18 protein-coding genes and 1 tRNA gene are annotated in these 22,076 nt (G+C 69.2%); 9 read left to right on the forward strand and 10 right to left on the reverse strand.

The annotated features are described in order from the left end of the window. Window positions 1-23 precede the first annotated feature (23 nt). A complete protein-coding gene (locus HND91_RS12755) occupies window positions 24-290 on the reverse strand; it encodes a PGPGW domain-containing protein (RefSeq protein ID WP_425485452.1) in 267 nt (88 codons plus the stop codon). A gap of 158 nt (window positions 291-448) precedes the next feature. Between HND91_RS12755 and HND91_RS12760 the strand changes: the two genes are divergently transcribed. Then, a tRNA-Asn gene (locus HND91_RS12760) sits at window positions 449-524 on the forward strand. Window positions 525-758: 234 nt separating this feature from the next. On the opposite strand, the gene HND91_RS12765 is transcribed toward HND91_RS12760, so the two are convergent. From HND91_RS12765 to HND91_RS12800, 8 genes are all read right to left on the reverse strand, one after another. Next, window positions 759-1,784: an acyltransferase family protein gene (locus tag HND91_RS12765; RefSeq protein WP_181706958.1), complete on the reverse strand. Its 1,026-nt coding sequence runs from the start codon at window positions 1,782-1,784 to the stop codon at window positions 759-761. A 260-nt stretch (window positions 1,785-2,044) separates the two neighbouring features. Beyond that, window positions 2,045-2,743, reverse strand: a complete 699-nt coding sequence (gene phoB, locus HND91_RS12770; RefSeq protein WP_181706959.1) for a phosphate regulon transcriptional regulator PhoB — start codon at window positions 2,741-2,743, stop codon at window positions 2,045-2,047. Between the two features lie 34 nt (window positions 2,744-2,777). Further along, window positions 2,778-3,482, reverse strand: a complete 705-nt coding sequence (phoU, locus tag HND91_RS12775) for a phosphate signaling complex protein PhoU (protein ID WP_181706960.1) — start codon at window positions 3,480-3,482, stop codon at window positions 2,778-2,780. Between the two features lie 38 nt (window positions 3,483-3,520). Beyond that, window positions 3,521-4,351 carry a phosphate ABC transporter ATP-binding protein PstB gene (pstB, locus tag HND91_RS12780; protein ID WP_425485453.1) on the reverse strand — a complete coding sequence of 277 codons (831 nt, stop codon included), beginning with the start codon at window positions 4,349-4,351 and terminating at the stop codon, window positions 3,521-3,523. A gap of 34 nt (window positions 4,352-4,385) precedes the next feature. Further along, window positions 4,386-5,675: a phosphate ABC transporter permease PstA gene (pstA, locus tag HND91_RS12785; RefSeq protein WP_181706961.1), complete on the reverse strand. Its 1,290-nt coding sequence runs from the start codon at window positions 5,673-5,675 to the stop codon at window positions 4,386-4,388. Window positions 5,676-5,703: 28 nt separating this feature from the next. Further along, on the reverse strand, window positions 5,704-7,083 hold the full coding sequence (pstC, locus tag HND91_RS12790) for a phosphate ABC transporter permease subunit PstC (RefSeq protein ID WP_181706962.1): 1,380 nt from the start codon (window positions 7,081-7,083) through the stop codon (window positions 5,704-5,706). Between the two features lie 108 nt (window positions 7,084-7,191). After that, the gene (locus HND91_RS12795) at window positions 7,192-8,229 is read right to left on the reverse strand and encodes a PstS family phosphate ABC transporter substrate-binding protein (protein WP_343057336.1); all 1,038 of its coding nucleotides are present in this window, start codon (window positions 8,227-8,229) and stop codon (window positions 7,192-7,194) included. A 289-nt stretch (window positions 8,230-8,518) separates the two neighbouring features. Further along, window positions 8,519-9,934 carry a glycoside hydrolase 5 family protein gene (locus HND91_RS12800; protein ID WP_181706964.1) on the reverse strand — a complete coding sequence of 472 codons (1,416 nt, stop codon included), beginning with the start codon at window positions 9,932-9,934 and terminating at the stop codon, window positions 8,519-8,521. 177 nt (window positions 9,935-10,111) lie between these two features. Between HND91_RS12800 and HND91_RS12805 the strand changes: the two genes are divergently transcribed. The 4 genes from HND91_RS12805 (at window position 10,112) to HND91_RS12820 (ending at window position 12,690) form a co-directional block, all read left to right on the forward strand. After that, window positions 10,112-10,765 carry a DUF2076 family protein gene (locus HND91_RS12805; RefSeq protein ID WP_181706965.1) on the forward strand — a complete coding sequence of 218 codons (654 nt, stop codon included), beginning with the start codon at window positions 10,112-10,114 and terminating at the stop codon, window positions 10,763-10,765. Between the two features lie 194 nt (window positions 10,766-10,959). Beyond that, window positions 10,960-11,964: a UV DNA damage repair endonuclease UvsE gene (uvsE, locus tag HND91_RS12810; RefSeq protein WP_246329461.1), complete on the forward strand. Its 1,005-nt coding sequence runs from the start codon at window positions 10,960-10,962 to the stop codon at window positions 11,962-11,964. 76 nt (window positions 11,965-12,040) lie between these two features. Further along, a complete protein-coding gene (locus HND91_RS12815; protein WP_181706967.1) occupies window positions 12,041-12,250 on the forward strand; it encodes a hypervirulence associated TUDOR domain-containing protein in 210 nt (69 codons plus the stop codon). Between the two features lie 20 nt (window positions 12,251-12,270). Beyond that, on the forward strand, window positions 12,271-12,690 hold the full coding sequence (locus tag HND91_RS12820) for a VOC family protein (protein ID WP_181706968.1): 420 nt from the start codon (window positions 12,271-12,273) through the stop codon (window positions 12,688-12,690). 62 nt (window positions 12,691-12,752) lie between these two features. Here the strand turns inward: HND91_RS12820 and HND91_RS12825 are convergent, their stop codons facing one another. After that, window positions 12,753-14,063, reverse strand: a complete 1,311-nt coding sequence (locus HND91_RS12825) for an O-acetylhomoserine aminocarboxypropyltransferase/cysteine synthase family protein (RefSeq protein ID WP_181706969.1) — start codon at window positions 14,061-14,063, stop codon at window positions 12,753-12,755. A 590-nt stretch (window positions 14,064-14,653) separates the two neighbouring features. On the opposite strand from HND91_RS12825, the gene opgC reads away from it, so the two are divergent. The 4 genes from opgC to HND91_RS12845 all read left to right on the forward strand — a co-directional run bounded on the left by opgC (window position 14,654) and on the right by HND91_RS12845 (window position 22,074). After that, window positions 14,654-15,871, forward strand: a complete 1,218-nt coding sequence (gene opgC, locus HND91_RS12830; RefSeq protein WP_181706970.1) for an OpgC domain-containing protein — start codon at window positions 14,654-14,656, stop codon at window positions 15,869-15,871. A 205-nt stretch (window positions 15,872-16,076) separates the two neighbouring features. Next, window positions 16,077-16,868: a hypothetical protein gene (locus HND91_RS12835; RefSeq protein ID WP_181706971.1), complete on the forward strand. Its 792-nt coding sequence runs from the start codon at window positions 16,077-16,079 to the stop codon at window positions 16,866-16,868. 578 nt (window positions 16,869-17,446) lie between these two features. Next, window positions 17,447-19,657, forward strand: a complete 2,211-nt coding sequence (gene bcsA, locus HND91_RS12840) for a UDP-forming cellulose synthase catalytic subunit (protein ID WP_181706972.1) — start codon at window positions 17,447-17,449, stop codon at window positions 19,655-19,657. A 38-nt stretch (window positions 19,658-19,695) separates the two neighbouring features. Further along, window positions 19,696-22,074, forward strand: coding sequence for a cellulose biosynthesis cyclic di-GMP-binding regulatory protein BcsB (locus tag HND91_RS12845; RefSeq protein WP_181706973.1), 2,379 nt, complete (start codon window positions 19,696-19,698; stop codon window positions 22,072-22,074). Window positions 22,075-22,076: the final 2 nt, after the last annotated feature.

The following is a 22,076-nucleotide window of genomic DNA, read 5'->3' on the forward strand; positions in this document are numbered from 1 at the left end:
GCCGGCGACCGGCGCGGGGCGTCTCAGGGCCGGGGGCGGTCCGGGTCGGGGGCGCCGGACGAGTGGAGGCCGCCCATGCGGCGACTCGCCTTCCGATTTCGCCACCAGCGCACGACGGCGACTTCGCTGCGGCGCCGGACCCGGCGGGCGATCGCGAAATCGATGGAGAGGACGAGGAGCCCGAGCGGCACCATCCAGAAGCCGAGAATCGGCAGAAACCCGACGAGACCGCCCAGAAGCAGGGCGACGCCGAGGCCGATGCGCAGGATCCGGTTCCGAGGCACCGGCATCGTCCGGCCGTTCATTTTCACACGAGGCATACGTTTTCCCGAGCAATCGGCCCCGTTCCGATATGGGGCCGGTCTGCGTCCTATTCCAGGTCTGGACGAGATCCCGAAAAGGGGTTTGCAAAACCAAACCCCTCTGCTATACGCACCGCCATCGCTGATCCGCGATAGCTCAGTTGGTAGAGCGTTCGACTGTTAATCGAATGGTCGCAGGTTCGAGTCCTGCTCGCGGAGCCAGATCTTCCTGAGATGTCAGGGCAAATAAGGCGGCTAGCCGGTGACGGCAGCCGCCTTTTGTGTTTGCGGGCGCCTGGGAGCGGCGCGCCGGGCACCCGGCGGATGGGCGCGCAGGCCCGGTCTCGATCTTCGCAGTGCTGCCGGCCATCTGGTCGGGCCCGGTCAGGAGGCCCGTCGAAGACTTGGCGGGCCTTTGCGGCTCCCCTGCCCTTTCCCAAGTCCGACGGCGGCCGGCTAGCGGCCTCGCGCCTCCGCCGGCTCGCGGGTGCCCGGCAAGGCCGGCGGCGCGTAGAGCCAGCCGGCGCCCACCCGCTCGACCACGACCTTGAGGAGGAGCGAGCCGGCGATGGCGGCGACCACCACGCCCGGGATCACCACGTAGCTGGACCAGTACGGCAGGCCGTCGATCCGGCGGATCAGCCGCAGCATGATGGAGAGCAGGAACGGGTGGGCCAGGTAGATGGCCAGGGTGTTGTGCCCGAGATAGGTGAGCGGATCCGGCAGGCGCGGAACCCGCGAAATCCACTCGGCCATCCGGCAGCCGACCAGGAGGCCGGTGATACACATGGCGAGCTCGGCCATGCCGAGCGCCAGGCCGGTGAGCTCCATCTTGCCGTAGAACAGCGTCACGTAGAGGACGGCGAGCGCCGCCAGGGTGAGGACGCCGAGGGAAGTGATCCGCTCCACGGCGATCTCGCCGAACAGACAGCCGATCAGGAAGAAGGCGTAGTACTGCAGCAGCCCCTTGTGGGAATGCTCGTCCACCTGGATGAGGCCGCTGAAGGACAGGAAGGTCATCACCAGCGCCGCCCCCAGGAGGGCATGGCGCGGCAGTTTGTAGAGGCCCTTGGTGGCGACGGTGTAGATCGCCAAGGCGTGGATGAACCAGATCTCGGACGATGGCGTGATCAGGCTGTTGAGGAAGGTGCCGATCACCACCGACGGCGGCTGGCCGTAGAGGATGCCCTGGCGGTAGATCGCGTGCAGGATGGTCCAGAGCACGAACAGGTAGATGAGCAGCCAGACGCGCTTCGTCAGCACGACCCGCCACTCCTTGCGGATGAGGCTGCGCACCAGATAGCCGGAGACGGCGAAGAAGACCGGCATCCGGATCGGCCCGAAGATGGTGTTGATCATCCAGATGTGGCTGTTGCCGATCCCCGCGTCCTCGGCCTTGATCGAGGCGTGCAGGAAGACGACGAGCAGGATCGACCCGCCCTTGGCGATATCGAGCCACGCGATGCGTGTTGAGGCTGACAAAGGCGCCCCCCGAAGGTCCACCGGACCCGCGCGCCCCGCCTGGACAGCGCAAAATCCATTTCTGACAATATCCTTCCCGGGCGGGCCGGCCCTAACCCGCCGCGAAGAGGCACTGTGGGGCGGAACGGATGATGCCGGGGTTTGTTCCACCGGCTCGCGCGAACGACTGATTGCGCTGTGGAAAACAGTCAACCGAACAAACGAAAAGGCGCGCGGAATGGTCTCCGCGCGCCTTGAAGAGACGGATGTCCGCCGGTTCGTCACCCGGCCTTGGCGAACGTGTCGTCGAAGGAATAGCCGGCGCCGCGGACCGTGCGGATCGGGTCCTTCTTGGCGGTGCGGTTCAGCACCTTGCGCAGACGGCCCACGTGGACGTCGACCGTGCGTTCGTCCACGTAGACGTCGTGGCCCCAGACGCCGTCGAGCAGTTGCTCGCGGGAGAACACCCGGCCGGGCGAGCGCATGAGGAACTCCAGGAGCTTGAACTCGGTCGGTCCGAGGTGGAGTTCCCGGCCCGCGCGGCGGACCCGGTGGGTCTCGCGGTCGAGCTCCAGATCGCCGAGCGCCAGCACGGAGGACAGCACCTCCGGCTTGGCGCGCCGCAGGATGGCGCGGATGCGGGCGACCACCTCCGGCACGGAGAAGGGCTTCACGATGTAGTCGTCGGCCCCGGTGCCGAGGCCGCGCACGCGCTCGGACTCCTCGCCCCGGGCGGTCAGCATGATGATCGGGACGCGCTCGGTCTCCGGCCGGGCCCGCAGGCGCCGGCAGAGCTCGATCCCGGACAGGCCGGGCAGCATCCAGTCGAGAAGGACGAGGTCCGGCGTCACCTCGCGCAGACGGATCTCCGCGTCATCGCCGCGGAACGCCTGCTCGACCTCGTAACCCTCGGCTTCCAGATTGTAGCGCAGGAGCAGGCTGACCGGCTCCTCGTCCTCGACGATCAAGACCTTCGGCATCGATCCACTCTCTCATGTCCCGACCGCCAGAGGGTCAGGGCTGGATGGACTCCAGGCTCGTGCTGTCCGACTTCGGGCGCTCAAGCTCGAACGCGTGGCCCGTGACCGAGTAGTGGACGGTCTCGGCGATGTTGGTGGCGTGGTCGCCGATGCGCTCGATGTTCTTGGCGCAGAACAGGAGATGCGTGCACTGGGAGATGTTGCGCGGATCCTCCATCATGTAGGTCAGGAGTTCGCGGAAGAGCGACGTGTAGAGGGCGTCGATCTCCTCGTCGCGCTGGCGCACGGCGGCGGCCTTGCTGTCGTCGCGGTTGGTGAAGCTGTCGAGAACATCCTTCAGCTGTTCGAGCGCGATCTCGGCCAGGTGCTCGACGCCGACGATCAGGCGCTTCTGGACGACCGCGCCGTTGATGGCGATCACCCGCTTGGCGATGTTCTTGGCGAGGTCGCCGACCCGCTCCAGGTCGGACGAGATGCGCATGGCGGCCACGATCTCGCGCAGGTCCGACGCCATCGGCTGGCGGCGGGCGATGATCAGGATGGCCAGTTCCTCGGCCTCGCGCTGGAGCGTGTCGAGCCGGGCGTCGTCCGCGATCACCCGGTGCGCGAGGTTGACGTCGAGGCGCGTGAGAGCCGTGATCGAGTCGTTGACCAGGTGCTCGGCGAAACCGCCCATGCGGGCGATCCTGCCGGCGAGATCGCGCAGCTCGTGCTCGTAGGCGGAGATGGTGTGTTCCATGAAAGTCCCCTTCCCGGGATCCTGGAGCGAGCGGCGGATCAGCCGAAGCGGCCGGTGATGTAGTCCTGCGTCCGCTTCTCGATGGGGTTGGTGAAGATGTGGTCGGTCGGACCCTCCTCCACCAGCACGCCGAGGTGGAAGAAGGCCGTGCGCTGAGACACGCGGGCCGCCTGCTGCATGGAGTGCGTGACGATGATGATGGTGTAGTTGGTCCTCAGCTCGTCGATCAGTTCCTCCACCTTGGCGGTGGCGATCGGGTCGAGGGCCGAGCAGGGCTCGTCCATCAGGATCACGTCCGGCGACACCGCGATGGCGCGGGCGATGCAGAGGCGCTGCTGCTGGCCGCCGGACAGGCCGGTGCCGGGCTCGTGCAGCCGGTCCTTCACCTCGTTGTAGAGGGACGCGCGCTGGAGCGAGGACACGACGATCTCCTCCAGGTCGGTCTTGGACCGGGCGAGGCCGTGGATGCGCGGGCCGTAGGCCACGTTCTCGAAGATCGACTTCGGGAACGGGTTCGGCTTCTGGAACACCATGCCGACCCGGGCGCGCAGCTCGACCACGTCGAGGTCGGTATCGTAGATGTCGCGGTTGTCGAGGGTGATCTTCCCCTCCACCCGGGCGCCCACGATGGTGTCGTTCATCCGGTTCAGGCAACGCAGGAAGGTGGACTTGCCGCAGCCGGACGGGCCGATGAAGGCGGTGACCGCCTTCTCCGGGATGTCGATGGTGACGCCGAACAGCGCCTGCTTGGCGCCGTAGAAGACGTTGACGTTCTCGCCGCGCACCTTCACGGGCCGGGGTGCCGCGTCCGGGGTGCGGACGGTGGTGAAGGTCTGGGTTTCGCGCGGCATTTCGGCGACGGTGGCCATGGAATGTACCTCTGGTTCGAGGAGATCGGGGGTCTTACCAGGTGCGCTCGAGGCGCTGCCGCAGCCAGACCGCAAGTCCGTTCATGATGATGAGGAAGCCGAGAAGCACAAGGATGCCCGCGGCGGTTCTGGCGACGAAGCCGCGCTCCGGGCTGTCGGCCCAGATGAAGACCTGGGTCGGCAGGGCGGTGGCGGCATCGGTGATGCCGCCCGGCTCGGACGTGATGAAGGCGTTCATGCCGATGAGCAGGAGCGGCGCCGTCTCGCCGAGCGCATGGGCCATGCCGATGATCGTGCCGGTGAGGATGCCCGGCATGGCGAGCGGCAGCACGTGGTGCATGATCACCTGGTGCTTGGACGCGCCCATGCCGAGGCCGGCCTCGCGGATCGACGGCGGCACGGCCTTGAGGGCCGCGCGGGTGACGATGATCATGGTCGGCAGGGTCATGAGGGCGAGCACCATGCCGCCGACGAGCGGGGCGGACCGGGGCAGGCCCATGAGGTTGAGGAAGACCGCGAGGCCGAGGAGGCCGAACACGATGGACGGCACCGCCGCGAGGTTGTTGATGTTCACCTCGATGAGGTCGGTCCACCGGTTCTTGGGGGCGAACTCCTCCAGGTAGATGGCTGCCGCGATGCCGATCGGGAAGCTGAGCACGAAGCAGACCAGCAGGGTCAGCGCCGAGCCCACGATGGCGCCGGAAAGCCCGGCGAGTTCGGGGAAGCGGCTGTTCGGGGCCGTGAACAGCGCCCAGTTGAACGGCGCCGTCACCCGGTCCTGCGCGACCAGCTGGTCGAACCAGCCGATCTGGCGGTCGGTCACCCGGCGCTGGTTCTCCGGCACGTTCCGGTCGATGACGCCCTTGTTGAGCTGGTCGAACGGGTCGGACGCGGGGATTTCCAGCGTCACGGACCGGCCGATCACCGACGGGTCGGCGAGCACCGCGTCGCGGACGAAGAACTGGGTGTTGTTGGTCAGGATCTGACCGAGCGAGCGCACGTCGGCCGGCGACGTGACGTCCGGGAAGAGGTCGGCGAGGGCGTCGCGGACGACGAGGCGGTAGTTGCCCTGGTCGATTGCGTCCGGCTTCACGTGGGTGGCCGAGATCGGGAAGTCGATCCGGACGTGGGTCTGCGTGAAGGCGGTGTAGCCGCTGACGATCAGGGACGCGAACAGGAGGGCGAGAAGGCCGATCGCGAACGAGATCGCGCCGATCCCGTAGTACTGGAGGCGCCGGTTGGCGGCGTCGCGGCGCTTGCGCCGGGCCGCCATGTCGTTGCCGCGGTCCGCCGCGTCGGAGCCGGAATAGGTCGTTTCCGTCATGGGAGGGTCATCCTTCGGACCGGGGCGATCAGTCGTACTGCTCGCGGTAGCGGCGGACGATCTGGAGGGCGATGATGTTGAGCGTCAGCGTGACGAGGAAGAGCACCAGGCCGAGCGCGAAGGCGGCGAGAGTCTTCGGACTGTCGAACTCGGTGTCGCCGGTCAGCAGCGTCACGATCTGAACGGTGACGGTGGTCACGCTGTCCAGCGGGTTGATGGTGAGCGACGCGATCAGGCCGGCCGCCATGGCGACGATCATGGTCTCGCCGATGGCGCGGCTGGCGGCGAGCAGGATGCCGCCGACGATGCCCGGCAGGGCCGCGGGCAGGATCACCTTGGTCATGGTCTCCGCCGGCGTTGCGCCGAGGGCGAGCGAGCCGTCGCGCATGGACCGCGGCACCGCCTTCATGGCGTCGTCGGAGAGGGACGACACGAACGGGATGATCATGATGCCCATGACGAGACCCGCCGCGAGCGCGCTGTTGGGCGAGGCGGCGAGGCCGAGCACGTTGGAGAAGTCCCGCACCGCCGGCGCGACCACCAGGATGGCGAAGAAGCCGAACACGACGGTCGGAATGCCGGCCAGGATCTCCAGCACCGGCTTTACGACGGCGCGCACCCGCTCGTCCGCGAACTCGACGAGGTAGATGGCCGTGAAGAGGCCGATCGGCACCGACACCAGGAGCGCGATGAAGGAGATCAGCAGGGTGCCGACGAAGACCGGGATGGCGCCGAACGCGCCCTGGCCGGCCACCTGGTCCGGGCGGAGGGCGATCTGCGGCTCCCAGCGCAGGCCGAACAGGAATTCGGTGAACGGCACCATGCGGAAGAAGGCGGCCGCCTCGTAGATGAGCGACACGATGATGCCGAGCGTGGTCAGGATGGCGATGACCGAGCAGCCGATCATCAGGCCCGAGATGATCCGCTCCACCACGTTGCGGGCGCGGAAGCGCGGCGAGAGCAGCCGGCGGGACAGCACCAGGCCGACGATCATCAGACAGGCGGCGACCACGATCATCGCCCAGTCGGCGATGGCGTGCCAGCCCTGCAGGCGCTCGGCGACGGTGACGATGTCGGCGGACGGCTGCGAGAACATGCGGCCGGCGGCGACGTTCTTGATCTCAGAGACGATAAGGTCGATCTCGGAGGCGGACTTGCCGGCCGTGAGCGTCTCCGGCAGGGAGGCGAGCAGCATCCGGTCGATGGCGGATCCCTGGAAGCTGACCCAGAGCAGCAGGAGCAGCAGCGCCGGCAGGCCGACCCACAGGGCCACGAAGGCGCCGTGGTAGCCGGGCAGCGAGTGGACCTTGCCGCCCGCCGTCGCGACGAAACGGGAACCGGTGGACCGCCCGACGAAATAGGCGACGGCCGAGAAGGCCAGGATGAGAAGGAAAGCGTAGCCGATCAAGGTCGCCCCCGAGGGTCCGAGTTCTGCGAGCCGTGGACGCCGGGGCGTCCGATGGCGGACGCGGACGGCGCGTCGGCGCCGTCCGCTCGATTGCCGTCGCTTCTACCCTTACTTCGCCGGCGCGGCCATGGCCGTCGACGAGGCGACCGCCTGGCGGACGTCCTCGCGCTTGCCTTCGTCGAGCGGGATCAGGCCGCGCTCGGCGAGATAGCCGCCTTCGCCGAAGGACGCCTCGGAGACGTACTCGGTCACGAACTCCTCAAGGCCCGGGATCACGCCGCGGTGGGCGTTCTTGATGTAGATGAAGAGCGGGCGCGAGATCTTGTACGAGCCGTCGGCGATGGTCTCGGTCGAGGGCGCGACGCCGTCGATCGGGGTGCCGACCAGCTTGTCCTGGTTCTCGTAGAGGAAGGAGTAGCCGAAGATGCCGAGGGCGGTCGGGTCGGCCTCGAGGCGCTGGACGATCAGGTTGTCGTTCTCACCCGCTTCGATGAACGGGCCGTCCTGGCGCATGCGCTCGCAGACTTCCTTCTTGGCGTCGCCTTCCAGGGCCTTGATGGCCGGGAACGCGTCGCAGCCCGGGTGCATGACGAGCTCGACGAAGGCGTCACGGGTGCCGGAGGTCGGCGGCGGGCCGAACACGGCGATCGCCACGTCCGGGAGCGACGGGTCGATCTCGCTCCACTTCTTGTACGGGTTGTCGACGATCTGGCCGTCCTTCTCGACCTTCGAGGCGAGCGCCTGGAAGAGCTGGGCCTTGGTCAGGTTGACCGACGTGCCGGAGCGGGCGTGGGCGATCGACAGGCCGTCGTAGCCGAGGAGCACTTCGGTGATCGACTCGACGCCGGCCTTCGTGCAGGCCTCGAACTCGGACTTCTTGATGGCGCGGGATGCGCCGGTGACGTCCGGGTGATCGACGCCGACGCCGCCACAGAACGCCTTGAAGCCACCACCGGTGCCGGTGGACTCGACGACCGGGGCCGGCTTGCCGGTGGAGTTGGCGAACTGCTCGGCGACGGCCTGGGTGTACGGGAACACCGTGGAGGAGCCCACGATGCGGATCTGGTCACGGGCCTGGGCGGCGGAGGCGACCGTCAGGGCCGCGGCGGCGAGCGCGATCGCGCTGGCAGTGGTGATGAGCTTCACGGGACAACTCCCTGTCATTTTTCGTCACGCGGGCGATGACGCTCGCGGTTGGCATCGGTGTCCTAGGAGGGGGAGGAAACAGCCCGATGAACTTTTGATGACACTTCCATGACAGCGGCCGGCGGCCCGGAACGGACCACCCTCCCCGGCCATTGCCCGGTTTTTCGCCGGCTCATCTATCCGGCGAAGGGGTTCGATTGTTCCCGTCGGTGACCATGAACGGCCGGCACGGGCGCCGCGGCCAGCGGAGACCGTCCGCCGCCCCCGCCGGCGCACCGCGGGGCGCGGTTCAGCCGTCCGGCCGGATGGCGAGGGCGACGTCGCCGAGGAGGTTGGGCACGGTGAACGCGAGCCGCCCGCCCTCCGCGTCCGCGACGGATTCGCCCAGGGGGTGGCCCTCGGCGGTGTCGAAGCGGAGCACGCGGTAGCGGCCGTCGCGAAGGCCGGGGACGGTGATCGGACGGGCGACCGACGGCACGCGGCGATCGATCATGCCGTCCCGGCCGATGATGTCGCGCCTGAGGAGCCAGACCACCGCCTGCCGGTCGTCGCCGATGCCGAACACGGCGCAGTCGGACGCGGAGCCGAGCGCCTCCCGGTCGAGCACCGTCCGGCGGAAGCCGCGCCAGTCGATCTCCCGGCAGAAGGCGGCGAGCGCCCGCTGGGCGCGCCGCATGCCGTAGGTCAGCCGGTGCGGGCTGCGGTTCGGCCAGCGCATGCCGCCGCCGCACCCGCCGGAGGCGAAGTGCGCCCACTGCATGTGCCGGAAATATTCGTCGTCAAAGGCTTCCGGCAGGGTCTTCTTCTTGTCCTTGAAGCGGTGGATGGGGCCGTGCTCGGTGTCGAGGAAGGGTCGTCCCGCGGCAGTCTCGGCGACCGAGTCGGCGGTGATCGCCGCCATGGCGAGGGCGGCGTCGACCGTGTTCGACGGGTCGTCGATGGTGCCTTCCTGGTAGATGTGGATGGACGCGAAATCGAGATCGGGGTGGCGGAAGATCGGCTCGCGCAGGGGCATGTGCGACCGCCAGCGCAGTTCCGGGCCGAACAGCGAGACGGTCTGCGGGTGGGAGCGGCCGTAGAGGCGCGTCTCCAGCGAGCGCACGTGGGCCGACAGGTCTGCGATGAACTCGGGAAAGACCTCGGCGCTGTCGCGGGCCTGGGCGGGGTGGATCTCGTTCCAGAGGTCCCAGGCGAAGACGGCGCCGCTGCCGCCCCAGCGCTCCACCGCGAAGGTCAGCCGGGCCTTGATGGCCGCCCGGACCTCGCGGTCGAGAAGGAGGTCGGCGGGAGTTTCCAAGGGGCCGCCGTTCTGCCGGTTGTAGGGATGATGGCGCCAGCGGATCCAGGTCCAGAACGTGTCCACGGGCGTCAGGAGGAGGCGCATGCCCGTCTCCTCGCAGAGCGCGACCATGTCGTCCCAGAAGCGGACCACGTTGGGCGTGAACACGCCGATGGGCCGCTCCAGAAGCCGGTGCCGGGCGTGCGCGCACTCCAGCATCATGCGGATCACGGTGACGCCGTGGCTGCGCAGGTCGCGCAGGTGGGCGGCGACGGACGGCATGTCGCGGCGCCGGTAGAGCGGGGCGAGGTCCACCCAGCTCATGGCGTCGTTGTAGCCGATGGGAATGAAGGGCTCGCCGGTCTCGGTCTCGAAGGCGGGCACACCGGGAATGACCCGGATCCAGGGAAGCGGGCTTGCAGCCAAGGAACCATCCTGTGGGAACGGCGCCCCCTCGGCGCCGACGCAAGCGCTCCAACGCAGAGCTTTCGATTCTGTTCGCGGGCGAACTGCCACACGGTTGATGCGTTGGGAGATCAGACTGCCGGCCGACCGGGCGACGACGTCTCGGCATCCGGCGAACCCTGTGCCTTGGAGGCGGCCGTGAACCAGGAAGAACGCACCCTCATCCGCGGGCTGTTCGAGAAGCTGTCCCGCGTCGGCGCGAGCGCCGGCCCGCGCGATCCGGAGGCGGAGGCCTTCATCCGGCAGGAGATCGACGCCGAGCCGGGGGCGCCCTACTACATGGCGCAGACCATCATCATGCAGGAGAAGGCCCTGGAGGCCGCGCAGGCGCGGATCGCCGAGCTGGAGCGCAAGCCGGCGGCCACCTCGGACGCGCCGCGGCCCGGCACCTTCTCCGGCGCCTGGGGCGGCCAGCCGCGCGCGCCGTCGCGGCCGATCCACGACGACGGCTACGGCGGCCACGGAGGTCGCACCAGCGTGCCGACCGTCGGCCAGCGCTCGGGCTTCGGGGGCGGCTTCGGCGGCGGCGGCTTCCTGGCGGGCGCGGCCCAGACCGCGATGGGCGTCGCGGGCGGCGTCCTCCTCGGCAACATGCTGGCCGACATGTTCGACGGCAACGACGGCACGGAAACCGCCGCCGCCGATACGGGTGACGGGGCCAACGCGGGCGCCGACACGGCCGCGGACAGCGGGGCCGACGCGGGCGCGGCCGACACGGCAGGCTTCCAGGAGGCCGACTACTCCGACCCGGGCCTCGACGACGGCGGGTTCGACATGGGCGAGGACATCTGAAGCGGCCGACGGCCGGACGGGCGACCCGTCCGGCCGCCTTGGAACGCCTCCCGGCGGGGCGCGTTCGCCCACCACGTGAAAGACGGCGCCCCCGCCCTCCCCGGCTGCCGGCCGGGACGGGGCGGGGCGCACCTCAGCCCGTGGGAGACGTCATGGAGGCCGCGCCGCTGCGGATAGGGTTCCCGGTCAAGGTGATGGCGCGGCCCGATCTGAAGTCCAACGACACCCGGCGCTGGTCCAACGGCCCGCACCTGAGGACGTCGCTGGAGTATCTGGACGCCATCCTGGACCACCTGGCGAAGCACCGGATCTCCATGTACCGGATGTCGTCGGACCTGGCGCCCTACGCCACCCACCCGGACATGCCGCAGTTCCACGGCATGGTGGCCGAGAGCGCGGCGGAGCTCGCCGCCATCGGCCGGAAGGCGCGCGACCTCGACATCCGCCTGTCCTTCCATCCGTCGCAGTTCGTGGTGCTGAACAGCCCGGATCCGGACCTGGTGGCGAAGAGCGTCTGGGACCTGACCTCCCAGGCGGAGATGCTGGACGCCATGGGTCTCGGGCCCGAGGCCGTGCTCGTCATCCACGTGGGCGGCACCTACGGCGACCGGGCGGCGAGCAACGCCCGGTGGGTGGAGACCTGGGCGACCCTGCCGGAGCCGGTCCGCCGCCGCCTGGTGCTGGAGCACGACGACATCCGGTTCAGTGCGTCCGACACGCTCTGGATCCACGAGCACACGGGCGTGCCGCTGATCTTCGACCACCAGCACTTCTGGTGCCTGAACCCCGACGGGCTGGACATGAAGGAGACGCTGTCGCGCATGCTGGCCACCTGGCCGGCGGGCGTCCGGCCCAAGGTTCACTTCTCCTCGCCGCGCACGGAGCTGCGCGAACTGAAGCGCAAGGACCCGAAGACCCGGAAGGTGACCACCTCTCTGGTGGCGCCGGTCTGGACCGGGCATGCGGACTTCTGCCACCCGTTCGAGTTCATCGGCTTCATGCGGCTCGCCGAGGGCCTGACCTTCGACGTGATGCTGGAGGCGAAGGCCAAGGACCTAGCGCTGATCCGCCTGCGGCCGGACCTCCTGCGCTACGCGCCGGACGTGGCGGCCCGGTTCGGCCTCCACGCCGCCGATACGCCCGCCCTCGCGGCCGAGGAGGCCGGCGTGCTGGAGACCGCCGACGACGGCGGCGCGTGACGGAACGGCCGGCCGCCCTTCGCCGTTCGCCCCCCGGACGGGACACGGCAGCCGACAGAGCGCGAGGACCCTGGACATGACCAAGGAACTGAAGGCCGGCGACAAGGTGGAGTGGGACTCCTCCGGCGGACACAGCGTCGGGACCGTGGTGCGCAAGCAGACAACGCCGACGAAGATCAAGTCGCACACGGTGAGCGCGTCCAAGGACAATCCGGAATACATCGTGAAGAGCGACAAATCCGGCAAGCTGGCCGCGCACAAGCCCGAGGCGCTGAAGAAGCGCTGACGGGGATCGGGAGACGGGGCATGGCGGCGCCGAAATTGAACGCGGTCGTGGAGACCGGCCTCTACGTGGACGACCTCGACAGGGCGCGGGCCTTCTACGAGGGCACGCTCGGCCTCCGTCACATCTTCGGCGACGACCGCATGGCGGCGCTCGACGTGGGCGGCCGGTCGGTTCTGCTGCTGTTCCGGCGCGGAGAGTCCCTTGCGCCGATCGACACGCCGGGCGGCTCCATTCCGCCGCACGACGGGTCCGGGCCGCTTCACTTCGCCCTCGCCATCGCGCGGGACGACCTGGAGGCGTGGGAGCGCTACCTGGACGAGACGGGCGTGCCGATCGAGGGGCGGACGCACTGGCCGAAGGGCGGCGTCAGCCTCTACTTCCGCGACCCGGACAACCATCTGGTGGAGATCGCCACCCCGGGCCTCTGGGACATCTATTGACGGCGTGTTGCAGCGGCGGGGCGGGGCGCACCCGCGCGGATGCGCCCCGCCCTGCCGGATCGTCAGGCCTTGTCGAGGGCCTGGGCGAGATCGGCGATGATGTCGTCCGGATGCTCGATGCCGATCGACAGGCGGACGTAGCCCGGCGTGACGCCCGTGGCGGCCTGTTCCTCGGCGGTCAGCTGGGAGTGGGTGGTCGAGGCCGGATGGATGGCGAGCGACCGGGCGTCGCCGATGTTGGCCACGTGGTAGAGCAGCTGCAGGGCGTCGATGAAGCGCCGGCCGGCATCGCGGCCGCCGGAGAGTTCGAAGCCGAGAAGCGCGCCGTAGCCGCCCTTGAAGAGCGCGTCGGCGCGGCGGCGCATCTCGCCCTCCTGCCGGCTCGGGTGAATGACCTTCGTGACTTTCGGGTGGGTGGACAGGAAGTCCGCCACGGCGAGCGCGTTGGCGTTGTGCTGGCGGATGCGCAGCGGCAGCGTCTCCAGGCCCTGGATGATCTGGAAGGCGTTGAACGGCGAGATGGCCGCGCCGAGGTCCCGCAGCAGGCGGACGCGCGCCCGGAGCACGTAGGCGATCGGGCCGAGCGGCTTGGCGGCCTCGGTCCAGACCGCGCCGTGGTAGGTGCTGTCCGGCTGGTTGAGGAGCGGGAAGCGCTCCGCGTGCCGGTCCCACGGGAAGTTGCCGCCGTCCACCAGCATGCCGCCGATGGAGGTGCCATGGCCGCCGATGTACTTGGTGGTCGAGTGCACCACCACGGCGGCGCCGTGGTCGAGCGGGCGGGCGGTGATCGGCGCGGCGGTGTTGTCCACGATCAGCGGAACGCCGAGTTCGCGCCCGATGCGGGCCACCTCGGCGACCGGGAAGACGTTGAGCTTCGGGTTTGGCAGGGTCTCGGCGAAATAGGCCCGCGTGCGCCCGTCGGTCGCCCGGCGGAAGTTCTCCGGGTCGGACGGGTCCACGAAGCGGGCCTCGATGCCGAACTGCTTGAAGGTGGCGGCGAAGAGCGTCCAGGTGCCGCCGTAGAGATCGGTGGACGACACGAAGTTGTCGCCCGCCTCCGCGACGTTGAGGATCGAGAAGGTGGAGGCCGCCTGGCCCGAGGCGAGCGCGAGCGCGGCCACGCCGCCCTCCAGCGCCGCGACGCGCTGCTCCAGCACGTCCACCGTCGGGTTCATGATGCGGGTGTAGATGTTGCCCAGCTCCTGCAGGGCGAACAGCCGGGCGGCGTGGTCGGCATCCTGGAACTGGTAGGACGTGGTCTGGTAGATCGGCACGGCGACGGCCCCGGTGGCCGGGTCCGATCGATAGCTGCCCCCGTGCAGCGCGAGCGTCTCGGGGTGGCGGGCGGCGGGCGCGTTGTGATCTTCGGCCATGGTCGGCTCTCTCGTCTGGCGCAACACTCCTGCGGCGGCCGCCAGATTGGCGCGTCGCAGGGACGGCGAATGGACGACCCGTCTCGGGTCTGGCGGGACCTCCTCCCGGGAGCCCGCCGGGGACGCAGAATGCGCGGAGCGCGCCCCGATCTCCAGGGGCGGAATTCTCATTCGCGCAGGATCCGGGGCAAAATCGTTCCCGCCGCACAGGATGCGGCGTTCACCGCGCGCGCTGGTTTTGCAGCTTTCGCGCGACGGAGTGCCGCGCTGGGGGCACGCGCGACGGCGGAACATGGCGACAGCGACTGCAGAATGGCGCGCATCCATCCAAGGATACCGCACTCTCGTGCAAGAAATTCGGACAGGAACCAATGCCCGTGAAGGAAGAGCGCGGTTGCAGCGACAGTGCTGATTCTATTAAGATTACTACGCGGACGCCCTTTGGCGGCCTTGTTAGGCGCCAGTTAACCACCCGCTGCCACTCTGGGCTTGTGTGTGCCGCCCAAGCAACAGTGCCGGGCGGAATCGTCCTCGCCCAGTGTCGACCTGTGCCGCGCAAGCGGAGTATCGGCCGATCGGAGTAATGCGTCATGCGAGACGAACGCCTGGACGTTGTCCGGGGTTTGGCTATTGTTGCCATAACCGTCAACCATATCAGCGGGCTGTTTCTTCACCTAGACGACCTGCCGTTCTACATTCCATCCCTGACGGATCTCGGCTATTCGTCTGCGGCGGAGATCTTCGTCGCTCTGTCCGGCTATATGGTCGGCCTCGTCTACGTGGGCCGGCCCGGGGCGGGCGGCGTGGTGCTGCAGCGCGCCTGGAAGCTCTATCTCATCAACCTGTTCGTCTATGGCTGTTCGGCGATCGTCGTGGCGGCCGCGCCCGTTGGTCTGCACGAGGCGTCGCGCTTCATCTATCTGTTCGAGGCGGAGGGGCTGAAGCCGCTGATCCGCCCGCTGATCCTGTTCGCTCCGCCGGCCTTCCTGGACGTGCTGCCGCTCTACTCGGTGCTCCTCGCCCTGGCCGTGCCGATGATGATGCTGCTGGTGAAGGCGCCGGGCGTGTTCGCGGCCGTCAGCCTGACGGTCTACGTCGCCGCCCAGATGGTGACCCTCGGCGGCGCGCAGGTGTTTCCGTTCCACCGGTTCGACTGGCACTTCAACGTGTTCGCCTGGCAGGCGCTGTTCTTCCTCGGCATGGCGCTCGGCCACCGGCGGCTGCACGGACGGGCGTTCGACTGGTTCGCGGCCCGGCCGCGCCGCGCCTACGCGACGTTCGCGGCCTTCGCGGCGGCGGCCGTCGTGACCCGGCTCGAGGTCGCCGGGCTGATGCCGGCCCTGCCGCTGACGGACAAGGGCAATCTCCAGCCGCTCCGGCTCGTTCACAACGCGCTGGTGTTCGCCACGGTGCTGGCCGCGCTCTCCTTCGTGCCCCGAGGCGCGCGACTGGACTGGCTGCGCCCCGTCGCCCTCCTCGGCCGGCAGTCGCTCGACGCCTTCGCGGCGAGCATCGTGCTGACCTACACGGCGGCCGCCCTGTGGCTGCATGCGGACGGCGGCGTGCCGGGCTACCTGATCTCGTGCGTGATCGTCACGCTGGCGGTCTTCGCCGTGGCGGTGGCGAGGTCCGGCGTGCCGCTGCGCGACGCCCTGCCCAGCGCGATCGCCGTGGATGCCGGCGCGGCGCTGATGCGCCAGCCGTTCGCCCGCCGCCTGGACGGCCGTCGGCTGGGATTCGGTCATCCGGCCCCGCGTTCGCCGCGGGTGGAGATGGCGACCCGGGACCAGGCGCGCACGTCGCCCTGAAAGGTGTCGGCCGCGGCCATGCGCGAGGCGCAAACCTGCGGCCGTTAACCATGCGGGCGGTGTTCTGTCGGTTACGGCTTGATCGGACCCGGAAGCAGGCCCAGTATATATTCTGTTAATCATAACTCACCGGTTCGACGCGACCCGGTCGCGCAGTCGCGCGGCCGTGGCGGCGGTGCGTCGACCGGCGACGACGAGGTGTGCAATGGCGTCCTTGTCCGAGACCGTCCGGTCCGCGCAACTGCAATGGCACGCCGTGTGGCAGCCCGCGTTTCTGGCCCTTGCGCCGATGATCGTCACGGCGGCGGTCTGGCTGCCGGCCATCTTCAGCGTGTTCGGGCTTCCGCCCGTGGCGGTCCTCATCGCCGGGCTGATCTTCCTGCTCGGCCGGATGGCCGAGGAACGCGCGCCCGACATCCAGATGGAAGCGCCGAAGACGGCGGCCGAGCGCTATACGGCGATCCTGCTGCGCCATCGGGACGAGACCCTGGACGCCCAGACCAAGGCCCGCTTCCATGCGGTGCTGACGGCGCGCGGGTTCCGGCTGCCGAGCCCGCAGGTGGAAGCGGCCGGCACCGTGCAGGCGGACCGGGCCTACCAGGAGGCGGCCGAGTGGCTGATGCGGCGGACGAGGAGCCTTTCGGAGTTTCCCGACCTCGCGGCCCGGCGGTCCGACTACCTGCAGCGGCTCAACCTTCTCGCGTTGAAGCCGATCGGCATCATCATGGCGGTGGCGGGCGTCGCCATCAACGGCTGGTTGGTGCACCGGTACTTCCTGTTCGAGGGGGTCGAGTTCTGGATAGCCCTCGCGCTGGCGTTCGTGTCGTTCGGCGCACTGGCCATCTGGAAGAACGCCATCACCGGGCCGATGGTGGAGGACGCGTCCCGCGCCTATGCCGCCGACCTTCTCGGCACGTGCGACACGATCGCGGGCGGTGGCTCCAGCCGGCCGTCGTCCATGCGATACGAGTGGGTGGCGGGCGTCGCGGACCACTGAGCGCCGGCCGAGGCCGCCCTGCCCCTGACGGAAGGTCGCCAACAGGACGCCTCCCGGCGCCCGACCTCATCACACGCACGACTTGGCCGGGGGTGACCCGGCCGGCGTCCTTGCGGCGCGGCGGCCGAGACTGGCTTCGGGTTTCGGTGTCGGCGGAGCCGAGGCCCGTGACGGGTGGTCCGGGGCAACACGGCCGGTCACGCCGCCAGACCTATGCAGTTCTTCCTAACTGATAAAGTCTTCCTGCGATCTTCCCTGATTTTCCAGGTTTCCGCGCAATATTCGATTAACCACCGCATTACGAACTTCGCTGCCATCCGCTGTGGCCGAGGAACCTTCCGGCGCGCCAATGTTCCGGCCGGTGGCGGCGATTTCGCTATCTTTACCGCTCTTTTGCGCATGTCTTGTGCGGTTACCCTTACTCGCGACGTGAGCCTTGCACAGAAACCGGGCAGCTCTTGCCGTAGAGGCATGGTGCCCGCCGGGTGCGTCCAGATCCTGTAAACCATGACCGTTTACACGTAGTACTGGCCACTGATGCTATCCGCTGTTGCATGTCGACTAGTACGAGGGTTCACATGCGTGCAGTCCTATACTTTGCCGGGGTAGCGTCCTTCGGCCTCTATTTGTTGTTGCTGTCCTTGCCGGTCGGCCCCGACGCGCAGGTCGTGCTCGGGATAGCCGGCCTCGCGACCATGATCGTCATCGATCGGCTCGGGCTGAAGCACGCCGGTCGCATCGTGTTTCTCACGATCGGCCTCGCGCTCGTCGTCCGCTACATCGTGTGGCGCGCCACGAGCACGCTGCCGCCGACCAACGAGGCGCTGAACTTCGGCGCCTCGCTGATGGTGTTCGGGGCGGAGCTCTTCTGCTTCATCACCATGCTGCTCGGCCTGTTCGCCGTCGCCCGGCCCGTGGACCGGAAGCCAGCGCCCCGTCTGCCGGCCGACCAGGCGCCGACGGTCGACGTGTTCGTGCCGACCTACAACGAGGACCTGGAGATCGTCGCGGCCACCCTCGCCGCCGCGAAGGCCATGCGCTACCCGGACGGCAAGCTGACCGTCTACCTCCTGGACGACGGCGGCACCGACCAGCGCTGCGAGTCCGAGGACGAGGAGGTCGCCGCGACCGCCCGCAAGCGCCGGGAGGTCTTCTCGCGTGCTTGCGCCGATCTGGGCGTCATCTACCACGCCCGCGAGCGGAACGTGCACGCCAAGGCCGGCAACCTCAACGGCGGCCTCGGCGTCTCCAAGGGCGAGCTCGTGGTGGTGTTCGACGCGGACCACGCGCCGTCGCAGGACTTCCTGGAGGAGACCGTCGGCTACTTCAGCAAGGACTCGCGCCTCTTCCTGGTCCAGACGCCGCACTTCTTCCTCAACCCGGACCCGATCGAGCGCAACCTCGACACCTTCTCGTCCATGCCGTCCGAGAACGAGATGTTCTACGGCGTCATCCAGAAGGGCCTCGACAACTGGAACGCGGCCTTCTTCTGCGGCTCGGCGGCGGTGCTCCGTCGCGAGGCCCTGGAGGAAGTGGGCGGCTTCTCCGGCGTGTCGATCACCGAGGACTGCGAGACCGCGCTCGACCTCCATTCGCGCGGCTGGAACAGCGTCTACGTGGACAAGCCGATGATCGCCGGCCTGCAGCCGGAGACCTTCGCGTCCTTCATCGGTCAGCGCTCGCGCTGGTGCCGCGGCATGATCCAGATCCTGCTCCTGAAGAACCCGGTGTTCCGCCCGGGCCTCACGCTGGCGCAGCGCATCTGCTATCTGTCGTCGTCGCTCTTCTGGATGTTCCCGCTGCCGCGCGCGGTGTTCCTGATCGCCCCGCTGCTGTTCCTGTTCCTGGACATGCAGATCTACAAGGCGACCCTGGAGGAGTTCTTCGCCTACACGGTGATCTACATGGGCGCGCTGCTGCTGATGCAGAGCCACCTCTATGGCCGCGTGCGCTGGCCGCTGATCTCGGAACTCTATGAGTACGTGCAGTCCGTGCGGCTGTTCCCGGCGGTGTGGACCGTCATCTTCAACCCGCGCCGTCCGAAGTTCAACGTGACCGACAAGGGCATCTCGGTGGAGAAGAACTATCTCTCCGAACTGTCCCTGCCCTACTACGTCATCTTCGGCGTGCTCCTCCTCGGCCTCGTGGTCACCATCGGCCGCTATGTCACCGAGCCGGACACCCGCGGCCTGATCCTGATCGTGGGCGTGTGGAACTTCCTCAACCTCGTGATCGCGGGCCTCGCCCTTGGCGTGGTGTCCGAGCGGCGCGAGCGCCGGCGCATGCCCCGCGTCAGCGGCTCCAAGCATGCGGCGGAACTCCTCTACGACGGCGTCGCCCTGCCGGTCGTGGTCACGGACGTCTCGTCGGGCGGCCTCAAGATCCGCCCGAACGACACCGTGCCGTCGGGCTTCGGTACCGGTCGGCAGGCCCTGCTGCGGGTGCCGGTGGAGGCCCGCGTCGGCCAGCCGGCCGAGGTGATCGAGGTGTCGGTCTACGTCGCCAACGCCGGGCGCACCCAGTCGGGCCGCTACTACGGCCTGAAGTTCGCCGGCACCGGGCAGGACCGCTTCCGGCTCGTGGCCGCGCTCCTCTATGCGGACCTCGATCCGCTCGGCAACAGCCGTTTGAAGCGCCGCATCCGCCGCTTCATGCCGCTCTTCCTGATCCGCGTGATCGCGTGGTCCGCCGGGCAGACCGCCCGGGGCATGTCCTACGCGCTCTTCCACCGCAATCCCGAGACGTCGGACCAGGGAGCCCCGGAGAAGGCCGCCAAGGCGACCAACTGATCCCCTGCCCCCGCCTCTCGTTGAAAGGACTATCGCCGATGCGTTCTATCCTTCGCGCGTCCGTGTCCCGTCTGGCGGCCGTCGGCCTCGCCGCGATGGTGCCGGCCGCAGCCCTCGCCCAGGATCTTCCGGGCGTGTTCGACCCCCTGTCGCCGCCCTCGGCCGTGGTGGCCGAGAAGCCGGTGGTGATCCGCCCGCTGCCGGCCTCCCCCGATGAACTGGTTCTGCGCGGCGAGTACGACCGCCTGAACCTGCCGGTCTACCTGAGCCCGTCGGAAGCGGCGGAAGCCCGGGCGCTGAACGTCCGGATCTCCGAGCGCGCCGTGTCCGACCTTCCCGAGAGCGCGGCCATCACCGTGCTCGTCAACGGGCAGGTGGTGTCGAGCGTGCGCGGCGAGGACGTGGCGATCGGCGAGGACATCCGCGTCCCGCTGTCCCCCGGCATTCTGACGCCGGGCTTCAACGCCGTCGCGTTCGTGGTCGAGAACCAGCACCGGGTCGATTGCACGCCGGAGGCGACGTACGAGCTCTGGACCCGGCTCGACGCCCAAAGCACCGGCTTCGTCTACAGCGTCGCGCCGGCGCTGACCGATACGCTCGCCAGCCTGCCGTCCGTGCTTCAGCGCAGCAGCAGCGGCGGGGCCTTCCGGCTGGTCGTGCCGGCCGGGATGGATGCCGAGACGACCGGCGCCATGGTGCAGGCCATCCAGTCCGTCGCCATCGCGGGTTGGACCTGGAAGCCGACCGTCACCGTGGTGGACGCGCCCACCGGCGCGCCCGGCACGGAAGTGCACGTGGTGCCGCCGTCCGCCCAGCAGCAGCTGCGCAGCCGCGGCGGCGCCGAGCTCTCGCGGGGCTTCTGGGTCGTGCCCGCGAAGGACATGCCGGGCCGTCTCGACCTCGCCTTCGTGGCCGACTCGGCCGGCGACCTGAAGGCGATCGCGTCGCGGATCGCGGACGAAGGCCGGGCTCGCCAGGCCGAGGGCACCGCGGACGGCCTGATCGCCCTCGGTGAGAACCTCGTCCGTCCGATCAGCGGCGAGACGACGCTGCAGCTCGCCGACCTCGGCTTCGAGAGCGTCACCTTCGCCGGCCGGCGGTTCTCCGACGACGTGCGCGTGGCGCTGCCGCCCGACTTCTTCGCCTCCGGCTACGGCACCGTCAAGCTGAAGCTGGAGGGCGGCTATTCGCCGGGCCTCACCCGCGACAGCGAACTGGTCGTGCGCGTCAACGGCCGCGTGGCGGTGACGCTGCGCATGGCCGACGGCGACGGCGACAGCTTCGTCCAGCAGGAACTGCGGATGCCGCTCACGCTGTTCCACCCGGGCATCAACGCCGTGTCGTTCGAGGCGATCACCCGCACGAGCGACGATCTCGTCTGCGATCCCGCGACCCGGACCACGGGCTCGGGATCCCCGCGCTTCGCCCTTCTCGACACCACCAGCCTGGAGTTCCCGACGCTCGCCCGGACCGGCAGCCTGCCGGAGATGAGCTCCGCGGTCGCCTACGGCTTCCCTTACGTGAAGGGGTCCGATCCGGTGCCGTTCTACGTGCCGGGCCGCGACAACGCTTCGCTCGGCGCCGCCGCCACCCTGGCGCTGCGCATGGCGGTGAACCTCGGCCAGCCGGTTCCGGTGGACCTGAAGCTGGCCCAGCCGGCCGCCGCCGCGACGGGCGGCATCGTGGTCGGCCCGCGGCCGTCGCTGCCTTCCTGGCTCAATGGCGTCGCGATGGCGACAGCGCCGGCGCCCGTGCGGGAGGCGGTCGCCCGGCCTGCGAACCAGCCCGCCGCGCAGCCGGTCGCCCCGGCGCCCCAGGTGCGGCAGACCCTGAACCCGTTCACGGCGCCCGCCGCGGATGACGGGGACGGATGGCTGCCCACCTCGCTCGTGTCCGCGGTGGACCCGCGCACCTGGCGCATGCCGACGATCGACGTCCACCACTATTTCGTCCGCCTCGCCGAACGAACCTTCGGCCGGCCGGCGGCCGTCCCGACCGCACCGCTCGGGGCGGGCGACCTGGTGATCGCCCAGGCCGCGGCCCTGCCGCCGGGCGTCCCCGCGTGGGAGGCGCTCTACAAGGTGGGCCTGCGGCCGACCACCTGGACGGTGGTATCCGCGCTCGACGAGGCATCGCTCGCCACCGGCATGGCGCGGTTCGCCGGCCAGGACGGCTGGGACCGGGCCTACGGTCAGCGGATGATCAGCCGGGCCGACGGGATCGAGACCGAAGCGGCCGTGACCGGCACGCAGGTCGTGTTCGCCACCCAGGAGCTGACGATCGGCAACGCCCGGCTGACGCTCGCCGGCTGGCTGTCGAACAAGGCCGGGCTCTACATGGCCCTGGTGGTGGCCGTCAGCGCGCTTCTCGGAGCCATCGCGTTCGCACTAGCGCGGCTGAACGGCGCCAAGGAGTGACG

Source organism: Chthonobacter rhizosphaerae (assembly GCF_013839525.1).
In the GTDB taxonomy this organism is placed as follows: domain Bacteria; phylum Pseudomonadota; class Alphaproteobacteria; order Rhizobiales; family Pleomorphomonadaceae; genus Chthonobacter; species Chthonobacter rhizosphaerae.

Excerpts from the sequence above, each read along its gene's own strand:
- HND91_RS12845 (WP_181706973.1), top strand. The coding sequence starts at position 19,696 with ATGCGTTCTATCCTTCGCGCGTCCGTGTCCCGTCTGGCGGCCGTCGGC.
- opgC (WP_181706970.1), top strand. The coding sequence starts at position 14,654 with ATGCGAGACGAACGCCTGGACGTTGTCCGGGGTTTGGCTATTGTTGCC.
- bcsA (WP_181706972.1), top strand. The coding sequence starts at position 17,447 with ATGCGTGCAGTCCTATACTTTGCCGGGGTAGCGTCCTTCGGCCTCTAT.
- HND91_RS12815 (WP_181706967.1), top strand. The coding sequence starts at position 12,041 with ATGACCAAGGAACTGAAGGCCGGCGACAAGGTGGAGTGGGACTCCTCC.
- phoU (WP_181706960.1), bottom strand. The coding sequence starts at position 3,482 with ATGGAACACACCATCTCCGCCTACGAGCACGAGCTGCGCGATCTCGCC.
- uvsE (WP_246329461.1), top strand. The coding sequence starts at position 10,960 with ATGGCGCGGCCCGATCTGAAGTCCAACGACACCCGGCGCTGGTCCAAC.
- pstA (WP_181706961.1), bottom strand. The coding sequence starts at position 5,675 with ATGACGGAAACGACCTATTCCGGCTCCGACGCGGCGGACCGCGGCAAC.
- pstB (WP_425485453.1), bottom strand. The coding sequence starts at position 4,351 with ATGGCCACCGTCGCCGAAATGCCGCGCGAAACCCAGACCTTCACCACC.
- HND91_RS12835 (WP_181706971.1), top strand. The coding sequence starts at position 16,077 with ATGGCGTCCTTGTCCGAGACCGTCCGGTCCGCGCAACTGCAATGGCAC.
- HND91_RS12755 (WP_425485452.1), bottom strand. The coding sequence starts at position 290 with ATGCCGGTGCCTCGGAACCGGATCCTGCGCATCGGCCTCGGCGTCGCC.
- phoB (WP_181706959.1), bottom strand. The coding sequence starts at position 2,743 with ATGCCGAAGGTCTTGATCGTCGAGGACGAGGAGCCGGTCAGCCTGCTC.
- HND91_RS12820 (WP_181706968.1), top strand. The coding sequence starts at position 12,271 with ATGGCGGCGCCGAAATTGAACGCGGTCGTGGAGACCGGCCTCTACGTG.
- HND91_RS12825 (WP_181706969.1), bottom strand. The coding sequence starts at position 14,063 with ATGGCCGAAGATCACAACGCGCCCGCCGCCCGCCACCCCGAGACGCTC.